This is a genomic window from Azospirillum sp. (genome assembly GCF_035627195.1).
Lineage (GTDB): Bacteria > Pseudomonadota > Alphaproteobacteria > Azospirillales > Azospirillaceae > Azospirillum.
Map to the genome: position 1 here is coordinate 21,978 of NZ_DASPMG010000365.1, position 20,211 is coordinate 42,188.

Annotated in this window: 19 protein-coding genes and 1 tRNA gene; 13 read left to right on the forward strand and 7 right to left on the reverse strand. The window is 70.1% G+C overall.

Annotation, left to right across the window (positions count from 1 at the left end):
- The first annotated feature begins 40 nt into the window (after positions 1-40).
- The 3 genes from VED21_RS32200 to VED21_RS32210 are packed head-to-tail and all read left to right on the forward strand — an operon-like array spanning position 41 to position 2,703.
- Positions 41-1,834 (forward strand): glycosyl hydrolase family 17 protein, encoded by a 1,794-nt coding sequence (locus VED21_RS32200; RefSeq protein WP_324889857.1) that lies wholly within the window; start codon positions 41-43, stop codon positions 1,832-1,834.
- Positions 1,831-2,136, forward strand: a complete 306-nt coding sequence (locus VED21_RS32205; protein WP_324889859.1) for a hypothetical protein — start codon at positions 1,831-1,833, stop codon at positions 2,134-2,136. Before VED21_RS32200 ends, VED21_RS32205 begins: the two co-directional genes overlap by 4 nt.
- Positions 2,137-2,148: 12 nt before the next feature.
- Positions 2,149-2,703 carry a hypothetical protein gene (locus tag VED21_RS32210; RefSeq protein ID WP_324889861.1) on the forward strand — a complete coding sequence of 185 codons (555 nt, stop codon included), beginning with the start codon at positions 2,149-2,151 and terminating at the stop codon, positions 2,701-2,703.
- A gap of 4 nt (positions 2,704-2,707) precedes the next feature.
- Here VED21_RS32210 and VED21_RS32215 read toward each other — a convergent pair whose 3' ends face one another.
- Positions 2,708-3,436 carry an orotate phosphoribosyltransferase gene (locus tag VED21_RS32215; RefSeq protein WP_324889863.1) on the reverse strand — a complete coding sequence of 243 codons (729 nt, stop codon included), beginning with the start codon at positions 3,434-3,436 and terminating at the stop codon, positions 2,708-2,710.
- A 181-nt stretch (positions 3,437-3,617) separates the two neighbouring features.
- Here VED21_RS32215 and VED21_RS32220 point away from each other — a divergent pair, with 181 nt between their 5' ends.
- The gene (locus VED21_RS32220; protein ID WP_324889892.1) at positions 3,618-5,210 is read left to right on the forward strand and encodes a DUF3369 domain-containing protein; all 1,593 of its coding nucleotides are present in this window, start codon (positions 3,618-3,620) and stop codon (positions 5,208-5,210) included.
- Positions 5,211-5,253: 43 nt separating this feature from the next.
- On the opposite strand, the gene VED21_RS32225 is transcribed toward VED21_RS32220, so the two are convergent.
- Both VED21_RS32225 and VED21_RS32230 read right to left on the reverse strand, forming a co-directional pair.
- Positions 5,254-7,620, reverse strand: a complete 2,367-nt coding sequence (locus VED21_RS32225; protein WP_324889865.1) for a mechanosensitive ion channel domain-containing protein — start codon at positions 7,618-7,620, stop codon at positions 5,254-5,256.
- 159 nt (positions 7,621-7,779) lie between these two features.
- Complete coding sequence (locus VED21_RS32230) at positions 7,780-8,439, reverse strand: FMN-binding negative transcriptional regulator (RefSeq protein WP_324889866.1); 660 nt, start codon at positions 8,437-8,439, stop codon at positions 7,780-7,782.
- Positions 8,440-8,525: 86 nt separating this feature from the next.
- On the opposite strand from VED21_RS32230, the gene VED21_RS32235 reads away from it, so the two are divergent.
- The 5 genes from VED21_RS32235 (at position 8,526) to VED21_RS32255 (ending at position 12,862) form a co-directional block, all read left to right on the forward strand.
- Positions 8,526-9,206: a sulfite oxidase-like oxidoreductase gene (locus tag VED21_RS32235; protein ID WP_324889868.1), complete on the forward strand. Its 681-nt coding sequence runs from the start codon at positions 8,526-8,528 to the stop codon at positions 9,204-9,206.
- A 234-nt stretch (positions 9,207-9,440) separates the two neighbouring features.
- Positions 9,441-11,162 (forward strand): 2-oxoacid:acceptor oxidoreductase subunit alpha, encoded by a 1,722-nt coding sequence (locus VED21_RS32240; RefSeq protein WP_324889870.1) that lies wholly within the window; start codon positions 9,441-9,443, stop codon positions 11,160-11,162.
- 19 nt (positions 11,163-11,181) lie between these two features.
- The gene (locus VED21_RS32245) at positions 11,182-12,024 is read left to right on the forward strand and encodes a 2-oxoacid:ferredoxin oxidoreductase subunit beta (protein ID WP_324889872.1); all 843 of its coding nucleotides are present in this window, start codon (positions 11,182-11,184) and stop codon (positions 12,022-12,024) included.
- Positions 12,021-12,554: a ferritin family protein gene (locus tag VED21_RS32250; protein ID WP_324889874.1), complete on the forward strand. Its 534-nt coding sequence runs from the start codon at positions 12,021-12,023 to the stop codon at positions 12,552-12,554. Before VED21_RS32245 ends, VED21_RS32250 begins: the two co-directional genes overlap by 4 nt.
- An 89-nt stretch (positions 12,555-12,643) precedes the next feature.
- Positions 12,644-12,862 (forward strand): DUF1289 domain-containing protein, encoded by a 219-nt coding sequence (locus tag VED21_RS32255; protein ID WP_324889875.1) that lies wholly within the window; start codon positions 12,644-12,646, stop codon positions 12,860-12,862.
- On the opposite strand, the gene VED21_RS32260 is transcribed toward VED21_RS32255, so the two are convergent.
- Together VED21_RS32260 and VED21_RS32265 are read right to left on the reverse strand one after the other, a co-directional pair.
- Positions 12,846-13,052 (reverse strand): hypothetical protein, encoded by a 207-nt coding sequence (locus tag VED21_RS32260; RefSeq protein ID WP_324889877.1) that lies wholly within the window; start codon positions 13,050-13,052, stop codon positions 12,846-12,848. The genes VED21_RS32255 and VED21_RS32260 overlap by 17 nt on opposite strands.
- 219 nt (positions 13,053-13,271) lie before the next feature.
- On the reverse strand, positions 13,272-13,718 hold the full coding sequence (locus tag VED21_RS32265) for a PA2169 family four-helix-bundle protein (protein ID WP_324889879.1): 447 nt from the start codon (positions 13,716-13,718) through the stop codon (positions 13,272-13,274).
- 188 nt (positions 13,719-13,906) lie between these two features.
- Here VED21_RS32265 and VED21_RS32270 point away from each other — a divergent pair, with 188 nt between their 5' ends.
- The gene (locus VED21_RS32270; RefSeq protein ID WP_324889881.1) at positions 13,907-14,419 is read left to right on the forward strand and encodes a ferritin-like domain-containing protein; all 513 of its coding nucleotides are present in this window, start codon (positions 13,907-13,909) and stop codon (positions 14,417-14,419) included.
- A 357-nt stretch (positions 14,420-14,776) separates the two neighbouring features.
- Entirely contained in the window at positions 14,777-16,807 is a 2,031-nt protein-coding gene (locus VED21_RS32275) for a protoglobin domain-containing protein (RefSeq protein WP_324889883.1), read from the forward strand.
- 7 nt (positions 16,808-16,814) lie between these two features.
- On the opposite strand, the gene VED21_RS32280 is transcribed toward VED21_RS32275, so the two are convergent.
- Together VED21_RS32280 and VED21_RS32285 are read right to left on the reverse strand one after the other, a co-directional pair.
- Positions 16,815-17,375: a YgjV family protein gene (locus VED21_RS32280; RefSeq protein ID WP_324889885.1), complete on the reverse strand. Its 561-nt coding sequence runs from the start codon at positions 17,373-17,375 to the stop codon at positions 16,815-16,817.
- A 206-nt stretch (positions 17,376-17,581) separates the two neighbouring features.
- Positions 17,582-17,658: transfer RNA gene (locus tag VED21_RS32285), tRNA-Arg, on the reverse strand.
- A gap of 174 nt (positions 17,659-17,832) precedes the next feature.
- Between VED21_RS32285 and gpt the strand changes: the two genes are divergently transcribed.
- Both gpt and VED21_RS32295 read left to right on the forward strand, forming a co-directional pair.
- Entirely contained in the window at positions 17,833-18,321 is a 489-nt protein-coding gene (gpt, locus tag VED21_RS32290; protein WP_324889887.1) for a xanthine phosphoribosyltransferase, read from the forward strand.
- Positions 18,322-18,457: 136 nt separating this feature from the next.
- The gene (locus VED21_RS32295) at positions 18,458-20,062 is read left to right on the forward strand and encodes a hypothetical protein (protein ID WP_324889889.1); all 1,605 of its coding nucleotides are present in this window, start codon (positions 18,458-18,460) and stop codon (positions 20,060-20,062) included.
- The last annotated feature ends 149 nt before the right edge of the window (positions 20,063-20,211 follow it).

Below are 20,211 nucleotides of genomic sequence, written 5' to 3' on the forward strand. Positions count from 1 at the left end.
TCTTTTGGAGGGACGCCAGATTCGTGTAGACATGGGGCCCATGCGTATCCTGACGATCCTCGCCGTGCTCGCGGTGGCCGGCCTCGCCAACATCGCCGCCTGGTACCTGCCCAACCGGCCGGTGCCGCTGGAGCCGCTTCCGGGCGGCAAGCTGTCCAGCGTGTCCTTCGCGCCCTTCCGCGACGGGCAAAGCCCGCTGACCCAGGTCTTCCCCACCCGCGACCAGATCGAGGAGGATCTGCGCGTGCTCTCCGCCCAGGTGGCGGGGGTGCGCACCTACACCTCGCTGGAAGGGCTGGAGGTGGTGCCGGAACTGGCCCGCAAGTACGGGCTGAAGGTCACCATGGGCGCCTGGCTGTCCAGCAAGCTGTCGAAGAACGAGGCCGAGGTCGCCTCCCTCATCGAACTCGCCAACCGCTATCCGGACGTCATCACCCGCGTCATCGTCGGCAACGAGGTGCTGCTGCGCGGCGAGCTGACGGCGGAACAGATCTCCGGCTACATCCGCAAGGTGAAGGGCGCCATCAAGCAGCCGGTGTCCTACGCCGACGTCTGGGAATGGTGGCTGAAGTACCCGCAGATGGCGGCGGAGGTGGACTACATCACCATCCACCTGCTGCCCTACTGGGAAGACATCCCGGCCAGCGTGGAAAAGGGGGCCGAGCACATCGCGTGGTCCTACCGCGAGATCTCCCACCGCTTCCCCGGCAAGCCGATCCTGATCGGCGAGACCGGCTGGCCGACGTCGGGCCGTTCGCGCGGGGCCGCCGCGCCGGGGCTGGTGGCCAAGGCGCAGTTCATCAACCAGATCGTCCGGCTGGCGCAGGCCGAGGGCTTCGACGTCAACATCATCGAGGCGTTCGACCAGAACTGGAAGCAGAAGCTGGAAGGCACGGTCGGCGGCCACTGGGGCCTGTACACCAAGGACCGCGAGGCGAAGTTCGCGCTGTCCGGCCCGGTGGTGGAGAACGCCGACTGGCCGTTCCAGGCCGGCCTGACCACCGTGGCGGGCGGTGCCCTGGCCGCCGCGCTGATCCTCACCGCGCCCGCCCTGACGACGGGCGGCATGGCGGTGCTGGCGGTGCTGTCCCTGGCCTTCGTCAGCGCGTGGCTGCGCGCCGCCGACGTGGCGATGCACTGGGCCTACTACATGCACGACCGCGCCTTCGCGCTGGTCATGCTGGCGCTGTGCGCCGCGCTGATCGCCGCCGTGCTGACGGCGGTGCGCCGCCTGCTGACCGGCGGCCCGCTGCCCGGTGAGCCGGTGCAGCCGATCAAGCGGGAGTTCGGCCTGTCCTCGCTGGAGCAGATCGGCAACACCATGGCCGCCGCACTCGCCTTCTTCGGCGTGCTGTGGAGCTTCCTCATCGTCTTCGACGGCCGCTACCGCAACTTCCCGGTGCCCTATGAGGTGATCCCGGCGGTCGGCCTGCTGGCGCTGGGCGCGGTGCGGGCGGCGAAGCGGCCGGCGGGCACCGGCTGGGCCTCGGCGCTGGCGGCGGGCAACCTGTTCCGCCCGGCGGTGGCCCTGCCCGGCGCCGTCACCCCGCGCCCGAAGCTGGAGATCTGGCTGGGCCGCTTCCTGCTGACCGGGGCCGTGCTGACGGTGATCGCCGAGGGCATCCTGCCGGTGGACGCGCCGTTGCGCGGCTACCTCGCCGGGACCAGCGCCATGCCGCTGAGCGCCATCGACTGGAGCCACCCGAACTGGGAGGCCCTGATTTGGGCGGCGGTGCAGGCGCTGCTGGCCGTGCCCTTCCTGGCGAGCGGCCGTCTGGTCCGCGCCGAGGCGCCCCAGGCGGCGGCCCGTCCGGTGCGGGTGACCGGGTCGTGAGCCGCGACACCGAACTGGCCGAGGCGCAGCGGGAGCTGGCCTACCACCAGCGCCACAAGCGCCTGTGGCGTGCCCTGCGGCTGGCGGCGGTCGTCGTGCTGCTGCTGTTCCTGGCGCTGGTCGGCGCCTACGGCGGGATGGCGCTGGCACGCCCGGCGGACGCCTGGATGCTGCCCTATCTGGCCGGCGGCGTGGTGTTCCTGGCCTTCCTGCTGGTCCTGGTGGCGCGCCACCGCGCCACCGACCGCATGCTGGACGAGGAAATCGCCAAGGCGGCGCGCCGGGTGCGGGAATTGAGCTGAGAGCGCTAGCCGATGGTCGCTCAAACCAACGCCGCGTGGTGGGCCGGATGGCGGCTGACCGGGGTGCTGCTTGCCGCCGGGGTCGTTTATGCGACCATGCTGACGGTCACCCTGCCGGAGCTGACGGCCCGCAGCGGCGGTCTGCCCATGTTCGACCTGAGCCCGCTGGGGTACGACGCCGCGTACGCCCACGCGGTCCTTGAACGGCTGGGGAGCGAGGGGCGGCAGTTCTACCTTTTCCGCCAGTTGCCGCTGGATGCGGCGTATCCGGCCCTGCTCGCCCTATCGCTGGCCGGCCTCTGGCGCTTCCTTCTGCGCTGGTCGGGCCTGGAAACGCCCGGCCGGTGCGCGCTGGCGTGGTGCGCGGTCGCGGTGGCCGGCCTGGATTACGCGGAGAACGCCGCCGTCGCCGCCATGCTGCTGAGCTTTCCTGACGAAAGCGCGGCGCTGGTCGGGCTCGCGTCGGCGGCGACGGTGGCGAAGTCCATGACGGCGACGGTCTGCTTCGTGGCGGTCGCCGGCCTTGGCGTCGCGGCCACCGTGCGCCGCCTCGCGTGGCGGAGCTGATCATTCACGCCACCTTCGCCTGCCCGCCCCCGTGCGCCTCGGTCCAGCGGCGGGGGTCGTGCAGGTAGGCCTGGATCTCGCCCAGCACGTGTTCGTCCAGGTAGTTGCCGGTGTTGGCGACCTCCAGCAGGTCCCACCAGGTGGCCAGCGCGTGCAGCGTGATGCCCAGCGGCGCCAGATGCTCGTGGATCTGGTCGAAGATGCCGTACTGGAACAGCACGAAGACGTCGCAGACCTCGCACCCCGCCTGCCGCAGCGGCTCGCAGAAGCGGACCTTGCGGTGCCCATCGGTGGCCAGCTGCTCGACCAGCAGGATGCGCCAGCCGGGCTCCACCACGCCTTCGATGCGGTGCTTGTAGGCGCAGCCCTCCGGCACCTCCTTGCGCACGAAGACCAGCGGCAGGTCCAGGCGGTCGGCGATCAGCGCGGCGAAGGGCACGCCCGCCCCCTCCGCCGCCGCGATGGCGTCCAGCCTGTGCCGACCATGCGGCGCCTCCCCATAGGCATTGGGGATTTCCTGGTCGATCATGCGCAGTGCCAGCCCCAGCACCTCCTCGCGCACGTCGGGGTAGGAGAGCAGGCGCCGCCCCTCCACGTGCACCGGGCTGACCAGCCCGGGGCCGAGGCGGAAGGGGTTCTCCGGATCGAAGCGGATGGCCCCGGTTTCCAGGAGGCAGCGCGCCATGCGCAGCGCCCCCTCGCGCAATTCCAAGTCCCATGCCTGCGGTATCATGGCGAATGTCCCCCGCGCCGTTTGGCCCCGCACCGTTTGGCTGTCAACACACAGGGTGCAACCCGCGCGCCCATCTTGTGGACCAGGGATCCGGGGTACCCCCAAGGGGGTGGCGGGGCGTTGACAAGCCTCGCGTGCAGGTCGAAAAAGGGTGCGGGGCAGCGGCGGAAGGACGGTGGCGATGGTGGGCGGCGACGACGATGACGACCTGCTGTTCGCCGATGAGGACGAGACGGACGAGGCCGGCGAGGACCGCGCCGGCTCCGGCCTGCCGCCCTGGAAGGTGCTGATCGTCGACGACGACCCGGAGGTGCACGCGATCACCCGCGTGGTGCTGGGCGACACCGTGTTCGAGGACCGCGCGCTGAACTTCCTCAGCGCCCACACGGCGGCCGAGGCGCGCGCCGTGCTGGCCCGGCACGCCGACATCGCGGTCATCCTGCTGGACGTGGTGATGGAGACGGACGACGCCGGGCTGCGCCTCGTCCACTTCATCCGCGAGGAGCTGGGCAACCGGCAGATCCGCATCATCCTGCGCACCGGCCAGCCGGGACAGGCGCCGGAGCGGCAGGTGATCGTCGCCTACGACATCAACGACTACAAGGCCAAGAGCGAGCTGACGGCGCAGACGCTGTTCACCGCCACGGTGTCGGCGCTGCGCTCCTACCAGCACATCTCGACCATCGAGCAGAGCCGGCGCGGGCTGGAGAAGATCGTCGACGCGGCGTCGGCGCTGTTCGAGCGGCGCTCGCTGTCCAGCTTCGTCGAAGGGGTGGTGGTCCAGATGGGCTCGCTGCTGCACAAGGCGCAGGGGTCCTTCCTGTGCACCGTGCGCCGCCTGCCCGACGGCACCCCGGCGGAGGAGGCGGAGGTGCTGGCCGGGTCCGGCCCCTTCGAAGGGGCGGCCGGGCGCCGCGTGCGCGACGTGGTGCCGGAGCCGGTGGAGGCCGACATCCGCGCAGCACTGGAGGCGGAGGAGAACGTCTACCGCCGCGACCATTGCGTGGTCGCCTTCCGCTCGCGCGGGCACGCGGCCAGCGTGCTGTACATCCACGGCCAGGGGCCGCTGTCCGACATCGACCGGCGGCTGGTGGAGATCTTCTGCTCCAAGGTGGCGATCGGCTTCGACAACGTCTTCCTGTACGAACAGCTGCGCAACGCCCAGCGCGCCACCGTGCACGCGCTCGGCAAGCTGGCCGAGTTCAAGGACGAGGTGACGGGCGAGCACGTCCGCCGCATCGAGCGCTGGACCACCCTGATCGCGCGCGAGCTGCAGCGCCGCGGCGCTTATCCCGGCATCGTCGACGAAGCCTTCTGCGAGCAGATCGGCATGGCCAGCATGCTGCACGACGTCGGCAAGGTCGGCATCCCCGACGCCATCCTGGGCAAGCCCGGCAAGCTGGACCCCGACGAGCTGCGCGTGATGCGCGAGCACGCCGCCATCGGCGGCCGCATCCTGCGCGAGGCGGCCGGGATGGTGCACGGGCAGAGCTACCTGACGCTGGGCGCGGAGATCGCCGAGGGCCACCACGAGAAGTGGGACGGCACCGGCTACCCCCGCGGCCTGAAGGGCGAGGCGATCCCGCTGTCCGGCCGCATCGTGGCGGTGGCCGACGTGTACGACGCCCTGCTGCACCGCCGCCCCTACAAGGAGGCGTGGGACCACGGCGCGGTGATGGAACTGATCCGCCGCGAGACCGGCACCCACTTCGACCCGCGCGTGGTGGATGCCTTCGTGCAGGTGCTGGTGGACGAGGGGGTGTTGGCGGGGTGATTTTCTCCCTCCCCCGGCCGGGCCGGGGGAGGGGCTTTAAACGCTACGACCCCTGGCTCAGCACCTCGCCCAGGCTGCGGTCCTGGGCGCCGCCGGGCATGACCAGCTGCATGTGCGGGTAGGGGATGGAGATGTTCAGCTCGTCGAAGCGCTTCTTCAGGCGCTTGTTGAACTCGCGCCCGACGTTCCACTGCTTCAGCGGCCGCGTCTTGAAGCGCGCCTTCAGGATGATGCCGGAATCGGCCAGACGGTCGACGCCCATCACCTCCAGCGGCGCCAGGATGTCCGGCGCGAACTGCGGGTCGGCCTGGATGCCGGCGCCGATGTCGCGCAGCACGTCGCACACCCGGTCGGTGTCCTCGCTGTAGCCGACGCTGACGTCGAAGACGGCGAAGGAGAAGTCCTTGGTCAGGTTCTTCACCGTCGTCACCGCGCTGAACGGCACGGAGTGCACCGCACCCGCCGTGTCGCGCAGGCGGATGGTGCGGATCGAGATGGCCTCCACCACGCCGGAATGGCCGCCGCCCACGTCCACCACGTCGCCCACCGAGATGGTGTCCTCGAACAGGATGAACAGGCCGGTGATGACGTCCTTGACCAGCGTCTGCGAGCCGAAGCCGACCGCCAGGCCGACGACGCCGGCGCCGGCCAGCAGCGGGGCGATGTTCACGCCCAGCTCGGCCAGCGTGATCAGCGACACCATGGTGACCAGCACCACCATGAAGGCGTTGCGCAGCAGCGGCAGCAGCGTGCGCATGCGGGCCGAGCGCTCGATGCGGGTGCCGTGCCGGTCGGTGGTGGTGAGGAATCGCTCGATCAGCGCGCTGACCACCTCCCACGCCAGGATCGACAGGCCGAAGATGAGCAGGATGGTGAACACGCTGCGCAGCGCGCGGCGGCCGATCGGCGTCTCGGTCCAGGCCAGGGAATCGATGCCCCAGGCGTTCAGGATGAACAGCACCGCCGCCGTCCAGATGACGATCTTCGACAGCCGGTGCACCACCGGCACGTAGAGCCGCGCGCGTTCCTCCACGTTCGGCAGCTGGCCGCGCATCCGCGCCGACAGGCGCAGGCCGCGGTGCAGCACCCGGTTGATGCCGTTGACCAGCAGGCGGGCGCCGACGAACAGCAGCATGCTGATGACGGTGGCGCGCGCCAGATACTCGAACCCCTCGTAGACGTTCAGCATCCACGCCGCGAACGCCACCGCCACGTAGACGATGGCCAGCACGTGCCAGACGTCGGCGAAGCGGCGCCGGGCGGAGCGCAGCACGGCGCCCTGCCCCTCCGCCTCGCGCTCGTCGGTGGTGACGGGGTCGCCGTCGCCGGACAGCGGGTTGCCGCGCAGCCATTCCGCCACCGAGGCGCGGTTCTGCAGGATCAGCGCCACCAGCATGCCGGCGATCAGCACGCCCAGCAGCTTCAGCACGGCGCCATAGGCGCCCAGCGGCAGGCCCAGCACATAAGCACCCTCGGCGATGAAGTAGCCGAAGACGCCGGCGGCGGCCAGCCGGCGCACCCACTGGCAGGCGCGCACCGCCGTCTCGTCGCGGATGCGCAGCAGGCGCAGGCCGGGTGCGGTGGGCGCGAACAGGAAGTCGGCGACGACCATCACCGCCTGCACGATGACCGAGGCGTTGATGATGGCGATCGCCACCAGCCGCACGCGCGGCCCCGGCTGCGCCAGCGTCAGCACGCCGTAGCCGACCAGCGCGAAGGCGGCGATGGGCACCAGCGCCAGCGCCGCGCGCAGCAGCAGGAAGGGCAGGCATTGCAGGACGCGCGGGTAGCGCCGCACCTCGATGGCCCGGCGCGGGCGGGTGAGCAGCCAGCGCACGAAGCGCGACACCACCACGCCGGCCACCAGGATCATCGCCAGCGAGATGCCGAGCTGCGACCAGCGCTCGCGCGCCGTGGAATCCTCCATCTGGCGCTGCGCCCATTCGCCGATGCGCGGCAGGTCTGTGAAGGCCTCGCCCATGCGCGCGAACAGCTGGTTCACCCCCGCCACGCGGTCGGACAGGAAGGCCAGCGTGCGGGCGCCCAGCGTTTCCGGGATGACGTCGGCCAGCACGCCCTTGTCCTCGGCGGGCGGGGCGGCGGGGGCCAGGCCCTTCTGCGCGGCGACCAGCGTCTTCAGCTGCTCCACCAGCTTGGCGCGCGCCGCCGCGTCCTCCAGCGTCGAGACCATGGCCTCCAGCTGCGCGGCCGTGGGGGCGGCCGGCGCGGAGGCGTCCCCGGCGGGCGCCGCCGGGGTGGCGGCCGGGGTTGCCGGTGTGGTGGCCGGTGTGGTGGCCGGTGCTGCGGAGGACGCCGGCGGGGAGTCCGCGGCGACGGCCGGGATGCCGGTCAGGCACAGCAGGGACAGGAGGAGAGCGGCGAAACCGCAGGTCCAACGGGTTCGGGACATCGGCAGGAACGTCCGGAGGGCGTGTCTTTTGATGGGATCTGTCATGGGCGCGCGAGACTACCCCGCCCCCGCCGCCTTGCCAACCCGCGGGGGCCGTGACCATAAGGGGGAGCCAATCGCGCACAGGCAGACGTAGGCTGGGTCGAGAGCCAGCGAAACCTACGGCGCCTTTGCCATCAGGCGCGCCGTGGCGACGCTGTCAGGGTCGCCCGCCGCTTCCAATCCCGCGATCACGCCAGCCTGATCCTCGGCGTTGCGGTTCTGGCTAAGCTTCCACTTGCCCTCGATGCGGGCCACGGGCAGCTCGAAGGCGACGATGCCGCGGCGCATCGCCTCCCGCGCCTTGGGGTCCAGTTCGGCGAGGCTCCAGGCATCGGGGCGGCCGGCCTCGTATTTGGCGGAGAGCGCGTCCAGCAGGCCGTCGACCTGCTCGCGGTCGTCGATGACGGTGGGGCGGCCATAGACGTGGACCGCCGCGTAGTTCCACGTCGGCACGGCACCGGCGCGCTTGGCGTACCACGTGGGCGAGACGTAGGCGTGCGGACCCTGGAAGACGGCCAGCGCGTCACCGCCGTCGGCGTTGGCCCCGGCGAAATGCTTCCACTGCGGGTTGGCGCGCGCGATGTGGCCGCGCAGGCGGGCCGGGCGCCCCTCCCCCGCATCCAGCAGGAACGGCAGGTGCGTGGCGAAGGGGCCGTCCGGCGTCTGCGTCACCAGCAGGCCGAAGCCGTGTGCGCGGATCAGCGCGTGCAGCGTCTCGGGATCGTCTTCGTTGAAATGCGCGGGGACGTACACGGCGCGACCCATCCGATTGTGCATCAGTTCCGGTATCCTATCGGCTTCCGGCGCTTGAGGAAACCGCTGCGCACACTATTGTCGGTGCGCGGCACGCACGGGAGGCTTGCATGACGGACGATCCGGCGGACGAGGTCGAGCGGGACGGCAAGGTCAAGGAGAAGCTGGTCGCCACCAAGGAGGCCTGGGCGCGCGCCGGGCGCGGCCTGACCGGGGAGACCGCCGACCCGGTGCTGGACCGCCTGCCGCCGGGACAGCACCTGACCGCCGACTGGCCGGTGCTGGACCTGGGCGTGGTGCCGCGCGTGGACAAGGGCAACTGGCAACTGGCCGTCGACGGGCTGGTCGAGAACCCGGTCAACTGGCGCTGGGACGACCTGATGGCGCAGCCCCTGTTCCGCTCGCTGTCCGACATCCACTGCGTCACCACATGGTCGCGCTACGACAACCATTGGGAAGGGGTGAGCGCCAAGCACCTGCTGTCCGTCGTGCGGCCGAAGGCGGAGGCGGCGCACGTCGTCTTCCACTCCTTCGACGGCTACACCACCAACATCCCGCTCGGCGCCTTCGACGACGAGGACGTGCTGCTCGCCACCACCTGGGAGGGGGAGCCGATCAGCCGCGACCACGGCGGGCCGGTGCGGGTGATCGTGCCCAAGCTGTACTTCTGGAAGAGTGCGAAGTGGGTGAAGCGAATCGAGTTCGTGGCCGAGGACCGCAGGGGCTACTGGGAGGTTCGCGGCTACCACAACGAGGCCGATCCCTGGAAGGAGGAGCGCTACAGCGAGTAGCGCAGACCGTCCGCTTCCGCGACAATTCGTCCCAGCGCACGTCCGGCGCGACGTGATACAGCCGCGCCCGCGGTGCGACGCAAAACTGCGTCAATTCGCGACGTTGCGTCGCATCGTTGCGCCAGATCATTCCCTTTCCTGCATCCCCGCGGCTAAGACCCGCCCGAACGTATCGGGCGGGGTCCTGGCCGCTTGGTCAGGCCCGGCAATCTGATGTGCGGAAGGGAAGCGTTGATGACAGTGGATTCAGTCACGATCGCCTTCGTGGGGAGCGGCGGCGCCGGCGTTATGACGGCCGGGCAGATGCTGCTGGACGCCGCGGCCAACGTCGGATGGTACGGTTTGATGTCGCGGTCTTCCGGCCCGCAGATCCGCGGCGGCGAGGCGGCGGCGTTCGTGCGCCTGTCGCCGCAGCCGGTGCTGGCGCCGGGCGACCGCTTCGACGTCATCGTCGCCTTCGACTGGCAGAACGTGGAGCGCTTTGCCGCCGAGCTGCCGCTGAACGCCGACAGCGTCATCGTCACCGATCCGTCGCAGGGCGAGGTGCCGGCCGTGCTGGCGGCCAGCGGGGCCAAGCAGATCGCCATGCCGATCAAGGAACTGGCCGGCGCCATCCCCGGCGGGCGCGTCAACATGGTGGGCCTGGGCGCCGTCGCCGCCGCCATCGGCCTGCCGCGCGCGGGCATCGACGCGGTGATCGAGAAGGCGCTGGGCAAGAAGGGCGAAGGCGCGCTCGCCGCGTCCGCCGCCGGCATCGACGCCGGCGCCAAGGAGGCCAAGGGCTGGAACCTGGGGCTGGAGCTGGCAGCACCGCAACGCAACGGCGAGGCGCGCTGGAACATCTCCGGCAACGAGGCGGCGGGGCTGGGTGCCCTGAGGGGCGGGGTGAAGTTCTGCGCCGCCTACCCGATCACCCCGGCCACCGAGATCCTGGAGTGGCTGGCCCCCAACCTCGCCAAGACCGGCGGGGCGCTGGTGCAGGCGGAGGACGAACTGGCCTCCATCACCATGTGCCTGGGCGCCTCCTTCGGCGGGGTGCCGTCGATCACCGCCACCGCCGGGCCGGGCCTGTCGCTGATGACCGAGGCGATCGGCCTGGGCGTGGCGTCCGAGACGCCGGTCGTCATCGTCGACGTGCAGCGCGGCGGCCCGTCCACCGGCATCCCGACCAAGTCGGAGCAGTCGGACCTGAACATCGCCGTCTACGGCCTGCACGGCGACGCGCCGCACTTGGTCGTCGGCCCCACCTCCATCGCCGACTGCCTGTTCACCACCCAGTGGGCGGTGCATCTGGCCGAGGCGCTGCAGACGCCGGCCATCGTGCTGTCCGATCAGGCCATGGGCCAGTCACGCGCCGTGGTCGACAAGCCGGCCGAGGCGCCGTACGTCGCCAAGCGCCTGCTGGCCGAGGATCTGGGCGGCGAGGCGAAGTACAAGCGCTACCTGGACACGCCGTCGGGCGTCTCCCCCGCCGCCATCCCCGGCATGCCGGGCGGCGAGCACACCGCCGACGGGCTGGAGCACGCGGAGAACGCCCTGCCCTCCTCGCAGGCGGCCGACCACCAGAAGCAGCTGGACAAGCGGCTGCGCAAGCTGACCGGCCACGACTTCGGCGACGCCTGGGCGGAGGTCGAGGGCGAGGGCACGGTGGCCGTGGTCACCTGGGGCTCCTCAACCGGCCCGGCGCGGGAGGCCGTGCGGCGGCTGGCGGCGGAGGGGAAGAAGGCGCGGCTGGTCGCCATCCGCCTGATCTCCCCGGTGCAGCCGGCCAAGCTGGCCGAGGCGCTGAAGGGCGTGGAGACGGTGCTGGTGGTCGAGCAGACGCACGGCGCCCAGTTCCACAAGTTCCTGCGCGCGCACTACGACCTGCCGGACACGGTGTCGGTGTTCAGCCGGCCCGGCCCGCTGCCGATCCGTGCTCGCGAGGTGCGCGACACGCTGGCTTCCCTCCTCTGACCGGCCGGAGACGAACGACATGGACACGCATCTGACCGAGACCGCCGCCGGTCCGGAGCCGCACGACTACAAATCCGACGTGAAGCCCATCTGGTGCCCCGGCTGCGGCGACTATTCCGTGCTGGCCGGCATCACCCGCGCCATGGCCACCATGGGGCTGGAACGCCACAACACCGCCGTGGTGTCGGGCATCGGCTGTTCGTCCCGCATTCCCGCCTACACCAGTTGCTACGGCTACCACGCCGTGCACGGCCGCGCGCTGGCCGTGGCGTCGGGGCTGAAGCTGGCCCGGCCGGACCTGTCCGTGCTGGTGTTCGGCGGCGACGGCGACGGCTTCTCCATCGGCGGCAACCACTTCCTGCACGCCTGCCGGCGCAACGTCGACATGACCTACATCGTCATGGACAACCAGGTCTACGGCATGACCAAGGGCCAGGCGTCGCCCACCACCGAGTCCGATTGGTGCGAGAGCAAGCTGACGCCGGAAGGGCCGGGCGTGAACCCGATCCAGCCGGTGCAGCTGGCGCTGGCCTGCGGCGCCAACTTCGTGGCCCGCGGCTTCTCCGGCAACCCGAACGAGGTGGCGCGCCTGATCGTGGAGGGGGTGAAGCATCCGGGCTTCTCCGTCATCCACGTGCTCTCTCCGTGCGTCACCTTCCGCCCGGAGCAGCGGGGGTGGAAGAGCAGCGTGCATCCCTACGGCCGCGAGCCGACCGACGACCCGAACGAGGCGATGCGCGCCGTTCTGGAAGACGACGGGTTCGGCCTGGGCATCTTCCTCGCCGGCAACCGCCGGCCGTTCCAACCGGCGTCGGCGGCCACCCGGACCATCGCGCAGATCGAGGAGGGCTTCGCGGTATGAAGACCAAGGTCCTGAACGGGGCGGCCAACGTCGGCCTGTTCCTCGCCCACGCGCTGGAACTGGAGAACGAGGCGGCCGAGCGGTACGAGGAACTGGCCGACAGCATGGAGGCCCACAACAACCCGGAGGTCGCCAAGCTGTTCCGCGACCTCGCCGGCTATTCGCGCAAGCACGCCGCCGAGGTGAAGCAGGTGGCGGCCGAGCATGGCCCCGTGCCCAAGGTGGCGCCGTGGGAGTTCCAGTGGGATTCGACCACGGAGTCGCCGGAAGCCGCGAGCTTCGAGCACGCGCACTACCTGATGAAGCCGCACCACGCGCTGAAGATGGCGCTGCTGTCGGAGACGCAGGGCAACAAGTACTACGCCTCCGTCGCCGCCGAGACGAAGGACCCGGAGGTCGCCCGCCTCGCCCGCGAGTTCGCGGAGGAGGAGGCCGAGCACGTGGCCCTGGTGCGCAAGTGGCTGGAGCGCTACCCGCTGCCGAAGGAAGGCTGGGACGACGACCCCGACCCGCCGAATATCTCGGATTAGGGCATCTCGGATTGATGCGGCACCTTGGGTGGTGCTAAACGCGAGGGGGCCTGCGGGCCCCCTTGTCGTGTCCAGATCCCGGAAATCCCATGACCATCGCCGCCGAAGACGACGTGCCGTCCCCCTGCGTGCGGCTGTGCACGCTGGACCCGGCGACCGACGCCTGCGTCGGGTGCCTGCGCACGCGGGCCGAGATCAAGGCGTGGCGGGGATTGGAGCCGGCCGAGAAACGCGCGCTCCTGGCGGAGCTGGACGGGCGCCGGAGCCGGCGTTCCGGCGCCCTGTCCTTCGTCACGCCGCGCGGGTGACGGTGAGGCCGAGCGCCTCGAGGCTCTCGCGGACGTCCTGGAACTTGCGGACGTAGCGGCTCTTGTACAGCTCGAAGTCGGCGGCGATGGCCTGCTCGGCGTTCTCCGACTTGGAGAACTCTTCCACGCGGTGCGGGTTCTCCGCCCGGTAGAGAGCGAAGGCACCCTTGTTCAGCAGATCGTCAGTCATTGGTTGCTTTCCCGAAACGGAGGGGATGGTTTGGTACCCTCACTAACCGATGCAACGGCGGCGCTCAAGTTAAAATATTGCATCGCAGCATGACGAACACGGATACCCCGGGTGGTATTCCCTGCCGCACGCGATTTCGGTGACGATTTTTGCCGATCGGATTAGCGTCTCGGGATTGTTTCCATTGCGGATTGGTTCGCATCGACACCGAATGAGTCGCTACGCCACGGCGTTGCGCAGTTGGGCCATGCGGTCGTGGTCGACGCGGATGCGGTCCAGGTGCGGGCTGACGGCGGCGATCACGTCGGGGGGCAGGTCCTTTGCCAGCGCCTCCTCATAGCGGCGCACGCACTCGCTCTCGCCGCGCTGCACCTCGGCCAGCATGGCGTCGCGGTCGTGGCCCAGCACGCTCGACTTCAGTTCGAGGAAGAAACGATGCGCGCTGCCGACCACGGTGCCGCCCATGTCCGGCGCGCCGCCCTGCTCGGCCACGGTGCGCTGCAGCTCGCGCACGATGGCGCCGCGCTGGTCGGCGAGGTCGCCGAAGAGCGCCTTGAGGTCGGGATCCTCGCTGCTCTCCGCCGCCTGACGGTAGCCTTCGTGGCTGTCCTCGACGATGCGAATGAGATCGTTGAGCGTGTCCACGATCTCGTTCTTGCCCATCATGGCGGCACTCCCTCCCACGGAAACGTCCGGCGGAATCAACCGCCGATGCACGGCAAAGGTTCCGTTTCGCCCCCGCACGACGGAGCCCGCACGCGACGATGCGCCATCGGCGCTGTTGAACGGCAAACCGGCGCACCACGCGTGCGCCCCCCTGAACGTCAACACGAACGCCAATACGGAGGAATGCGGTGGCCGAGATCAAGGACACCCTGGCGGACTGGCTGCGCGACGCCTACGCCATGGAGAACCAGGCCGTCGAGATGCTGGAGCGTCAGACCGAGCGCCTGGAGCACTACCCCGACATGCTCGCCAAGGTGCGCGAGCACGTCGCCGTCACCCGCCGGCAGGCGGACCGCGTGCGCGAGTGCCTGCAGCGGCTGGGCACCGACACCTCGTCGATCAAGACCGGCATCGGCATGCTGATCGGCAACGCGCAGTCGCTGTCCGGCATCTTCGCCTCGGACGAGGTGGTGAAGGCCGGCATCTTCAACTACGCCTTCGAGCAGTTCGAGATCGCCAACTACCGCGTCCTGGTCGCGACGGCCCGGCAGATCGGCGACGCCGAGGTCGCCCGCCTGCTGGAGGAAAACCTGCGCGAGGAAGAGGAGATGGCGGCCTGGATCGAAAGCAACCTGCCGCAGCTGACGCAGACCTACCTGCAGCGCAAGATGGCCGGCCAGCACGCCGAAGCGAAGCGCTGATCGTACCCTGACCGAAACCATCGGCACGCGGCACCGCCCGCGTGACCGGGCAAGAGACCGGCCGCCGAAATCCCTTCGGCGGCCGTTTCGCGTCGTGATGGGCCAAGACGACGCCAAGGCCCGGACTGCAAGCGGTTCGCAACGGACTTCCGCGATCCCTGATGATTTTCTGCACCGGACCTGCGTGCCGGCCGCGGCTTCATGCTCGAAATGTCATATTCCCTTTGCTAGTATGTCAATTCGGTTACAAAGCCCAAAAGCAAAAAGAAAACCGCCACCAGCGAACCCAGGTCGTTGGCGCCGCACGCGGATTCCCGCCCGGCGCCGCGTCGGGGCGAGGCACGAGGATCACCCACCATGAGCGACGCGACCACCGACATCGAACGCAGGCGCCGTGTCTGCGCCTATTTCGGCCTGGACGACCTGACCATCGCCACGCTGCGCCAGCTGCAGCCGGTCATCGACAAGGCGGTTCCCGGAATCCTGGAACGCTTCTACGAGCGCACGCTGCGGCAGCCGGAACTGGCTCCCCTGTTCCAGGGGCCGCAGAGCGTGGAGAAGGCCAAGCGGGCGCAGGCCGCGCACTGGCGCCGGCTGTTCGAGGCGCGCTTCGACGAGACCTACTGGTCCTCCGTGCGGGCCAGCGCCGCCGCGCACCACCGCGCCGGGCTGGCGCCGGACTGGTACGTGGGCGGCTATGCCTTCGTCCTGCGCGAGATGGTGGGCGCCGTGGCGCGCGAGCGCGGCGCGCTGCTCACCACCGGCGGCCGGCTGGCCGACATCGCGCGCGCCCAGCAGGCCGTCATCGCCGCCGTCATGTTCGACATGGAGGCGGCGCTGTCGCTCTACTGGGACCGGCTGCAGGAGGACCGCGTCCACGCCGTGGACAACATGGTCGACCACATCGACCACGAATCCTCCGACATGGTGCGCAGCGTGCTGGGCTTCACCGACGACCTGACGCGCACCGTGAAGGACCTGGACCGCGTGTGCGGGTCGGTGGAGAGCACGGTGGTGACCGCCACGGACGCCGCGCAGACCTCGCTGGGTTCGGCGCAGACGGTGGCCTCGGCGGCGGAGGAGCTGAACGCCGCCATCGGCGAGATCGCCCGGCAGGTGAGCGACGCCGCGCAGACCGCCCGCACGGCGGTCGCCGACAGCGATTCCGCCAAGCAGGTCATGCACCAGCTGAGCACCGCCGCGCACGAGATCGGCGGCATCCTGGACATCATCCGCAAGATCGCCGAGCAGACCAACCTGCTGGCGCTGAACGCCACGATCGAGGCGGCGCGCGCCGGCGACGCCGGCAAGGGATTCGCCGTCGTCGCCAACGAGGTGAAGCATCTGGCCAACCAGTCGGGGCAGTCGGCCGACGAGATCGCCGGCAAGGTCGCGGCCATCCAGGAGGTGACGCAGTCCGCCATCGCCGGGATCGAGCGCGTCGCCGCCACCGTGCACCACATGGAGGAGATCAACGCCTCCATCTCCACCGCGATCGAGGAACAGTCGGCGGCCACGCAGGAGATCGCCCGCAACGTCGCCGAGGTGGCCGAGAACGCCCAGAACGTCGGCCGCATGATGGAGACGGTGAAGGGCGACACCCGCACCGCCACCGGCGTCGCCCACACCGTGGGCGGCAGCGCCGAACGCATGCGCGAGGCGCTGGTGCACATGCCCAAGCTGCTGGCGCGGGCCATCCGCAACTCCTCCGACATGGCGAACCGGCGCAAGTCGCGCCGCCGCCCGGCCCTGCACGAAACCACCGTGCACGCCGGCACCGCCAGCGCGCCGGGCATGGTGCGCGACCTGTCGGAGCAGGGCTGCTACGTCGAGACCGCGCTGAACGTCGGCCAGGGCGCCACCATCGAGGTGGGGCTGCCCGGCGGCATCGCCGCGCGCGGCACCGTGGTGGCGCACACCAAGGAGGGCGTGCACGTGCGCTTCAGCGACGGCGTGCTGAGCGCCGCCGACGCCGACCGCATCAGCCTGGAGAGCATGCGCAAGATCGTGGAGTTGGCGAAGAACGACCACCGCGCCTTCGTCGACAAGATCGTCGAGGCGCTGGAGGGCAAGCGGCAGATGATCGCCGCCGACCTGTCGACACACCACTCCTGCCGTCTGGGCCGCTGGTACGACCACGTCAACGACCCGGTCACCATGCGCCTGCACGCCTACCGCGGCATGGCCGACCCGCACCGCGCGGTGCACGAGAAGGGCCGCGAGGCGCTGCTGGCGCTGGAGGCCGGCAACCGCGCGGCGGCGGAGCGCGCCGTCGCCGAGATGAAGGCGCAGTCTTTGGAGATCCTGCGCCTGCTCGACGGCCTGGGCAGCGAGTACACCGGATCCGTCAAGGACCAGCCGGCGCCGATGCTGCGCGCGGCGGAGTAGGCGGCGTTCAGGCGCGGGCGCTGGCGCGGGTGCGCGCCGGTGCCGGTGCCGCGCCCTGGTCGCGGCGCAGGCTCCACAGGAGGCCGGACAGCGCCAGCGCGTCGGCGCACAGGCCGAAGGCCGAACCGGCCAGCCCGTTGTGCCCGGCGCCGCTGAGCGTGCCGGCCAGGAAGCAGCGGCGCATGGCGTCGCGGTCGGTCTGCCAGCGGCCCAGGCTGGCCAGCGCGAAGCCCACCGCCGAGAAGGCCGACATGACGCCCAGCCACGTGGCCGCGGCGACGGCGAAGCCGCCCGCCACGGTGGCCAGGAACAGCGCCCCGGCCCAGCGCGGCCGTTCCGCCGGCAGGGCGGTCGCCATCTGCACGAGGCCGAGCACGCACATCAGCGTGCCGGTGTACGCCCCCAGCGCGTGGTAGTGCAGCGCGAAGGCCAGGCACCCGGCCGCCTGCGCGCCGAGGATGGCGCGGCGGTCGCGCAGCAGGGTCGACGCGGTTCCGAAAAGCAGTCCGACGGCACCGGTCAGGGTCACGACCGTGAGCGCCGGAAGATGGTTCAGCAGAAACACCATGATCGGTCGCCTTTGGTTCCGTTTGCTGCACCGCAGCAAGGACGGCGGACCCTAGGAGCGACCGGTTAAGCGGATATGAACGGGGCCGTGACGAAAACCGGGCGGGACGGCTGGCAGGAGAACCGGCAAGTCGGTGGGCAAGTCAGCGGCCAGAAACGACAAAGCCCGGCGCGAAGGCCGGGCTTGTGGTCGATGTAGAGCGGAAGTGGCGCGCCCGAGAAGATTCGAACTCCTAACCCTCAGATCCGTAGTCTGATGCTCTATCCAGTTGAGCTACGGGCGCTTACCGCTTCGTTTTCTCACCGGAGGTGCTCCCCGGCGAGGCCCGAAACCTACTCAAAACCCCGGAGGCGTGCAAGCCCTTTTTTGCAAAATTTTTTCAGGAAAAAATGCCCAGAGTGGACGGCGGCCGCCGGCCTGATATATAAGGCGCCGCAGTCCTATCAGGAGTTCCGCCGTGTCCGACAACAGCGCCTTCAACCGCCATTTCCCGGTGTCCTGGGAAGAGCTGCACCGCAACGCCAAGGCGCTGTCCTGGCGGCTGATCGACAAGGGGCCGTGGAAGGGCATCGTCGCGGTGACGCGCGGCGGCCTGGTGCCGGCCGCCATCATCGCCCGCGAGCTGAACATCCGCCTGATCGACACCGTCTGCGTGTCCAGCTACGACCACCAGAACCAGCGCGAGGCCCGCGTGCTGAAGGGCGTGGACGGCGACGGCGAGGGCATGCTGATCATCGACGACCTCGTCGACACCGGCAAGACCGCCGTGCTGGTGCGCAAGATGCTGCCCAAGGCGCACTTCGCCACCATCTTCGCCAAACCCGCCGGCCGGCCGCTGGTCGACACCTTCGTCACCGAGGTGAGCCAGGACACCTGGATCCACTTCCCCTGGGACATCGAGCTGCAGTACGCCAAGCCGATCGTCGACCGGCACAAGAACGGCTGAGCCCGCAACAAATGCGTGCCGCGCATCCCGGACCGGCGGTTTCGGCCGGTCCGGCGGGGGCGGCGCTGGAAGAATATTAACCTTTAAGCGCATTAATCGCGGATTGCGAGTATCTCTCCAGACAGCCGCGGTCCGCATGCGCGACGAGCCCGACAACGACCTCCGGGACAGGATCAACGATCTGGTCACCCGGCTTCCCGCCACCCTCGTCTACAATCTCCTCAGCGAGATCGAGGGCATGGACGAGGAGCCGGCCGACCGCGTGCGCCTGGTGCGCCAGTACGTCATCGAATACCTGAACCGCCAGCGCACCAACCGTGCGCGGCGCCTGTTCACCACGCTGTTCGAGGCGTTCCTGGTGGACGACGACGTGCTCTACCACGCCGGCACGCCCATTCCCGGCGTGGTGCAGCGCATCGACACCGGCGCGGTGTGGGAGGTGCTGGCCCGCGACGCCTTCCCGCTGCTGGCCGTCGAGGCGCAGGAGGCGCTGGACGCCGCGGCGCAGGGCGAGATCATCGACCGCGCCATCCGCACGCCCGAGGCGCTGGCCCTGCGCGAGCGCATGCGAGTCAGCGCCGTGCGCTACCTGACCGGCGTTCTGGGCAACCGCAAGGCGCTGGACGCGCTGCTCACCGCCCTGTCGCGCCACCGGCCGCGCCGCACCAAGCTGCTGTCCGCCAACCTGGACAAGGCGCCACCGGTCGCCGCCGAAACGATCCGCCTGTTGCGCGACATCCTGGCCCACGGCGACGGTGCCGTGGAGCGCATCGCCGACCGGCTGACCGCCATTCCAACGGCCTGCGCGTCCGAGCGCGAGCGGGAACGGCAGGCCGAGGCGCTGGCCGGCGCCACCGCCGCCCTGCGCGACGGCGCCGAGGACGTGGCGGCGCTGCTGCCGCTGTCCGTGCTGAACGTGAAGCGCAACTACGCCGTGGTGGCGCTGTACATCCGCGAGAACGGTATCGACGACCCGGTGGCGGCGGCCCTGACCGCGCACTTCACCGCGTCGTGCCGGGCGCTGGCCGCCGTGCTGACCGGCGTGCTGAAGCTCAACGAACGGGTGCCGGGCTCGCCGATCCGGCCCAGCGCCAAGGACAAGGCGCGCATCGAGGGGCTGGTGACGCGCATCGTCGAGCTGCTGGAGGCGGCGATCGCGTCCGGCCTGATGGAGGACCGGCGCACGGCGCCGACCTACCGCCTGGCCTGGGAAGGCACGGCCAAGCTGATCGCCACGCGCGTCACCGCCATCGCCATGGAGCGCGCCACCGTCGCCGCCTCGGCCCGGCGCAACGCGTCGGTGGACCACGCGGACGTCGCGTGGCTCATCCGCTTCCTGTCGAACTGGCAGACCACGGCACGTGATTTCGACCTCGAAATGTTTGAGCTGCACAGCTGGCGCGAGACGCTGCTGGAGGAGCTGCGGGCGAACCTGGACAAGGCCATGAAGTTCGGCGAAGCCGATCCGCTGGACGAGCGCATGGAGCACCTGCTGCGCATCAACACGCTGTGCAAGGTGTTCGGCCAGCGCGTCAGCGCCTGGATCCCGCCGTCCAGCCACAACATGACGCGCCTCGTCGCCCACCGGCTGGAGACCGGCGCCACCGCGACGGCGGACGAGCGGGAGTTGATCGACGACGTGGTCGCCGCCGCGCGGGCCGAAGTCGGCAAGTCGCGCTATTGGAAGAGCGACGAGCTGATGGGCCTGATCGAGCTGTCGGAGAAGGCGGCGGAGCGGTAGGGTGACGAACGTTGGGTTTGCGCCTGCGGTGTATAGACCGGAGACATCCTTTACAGGTGTTCGGGGACATCATTGACACATATGGGCGTGGACGAAGCTTAGCGAGGGCTTGGCCATGCCATTCCAGGAGGTGTCGAAGATGTCCCTGC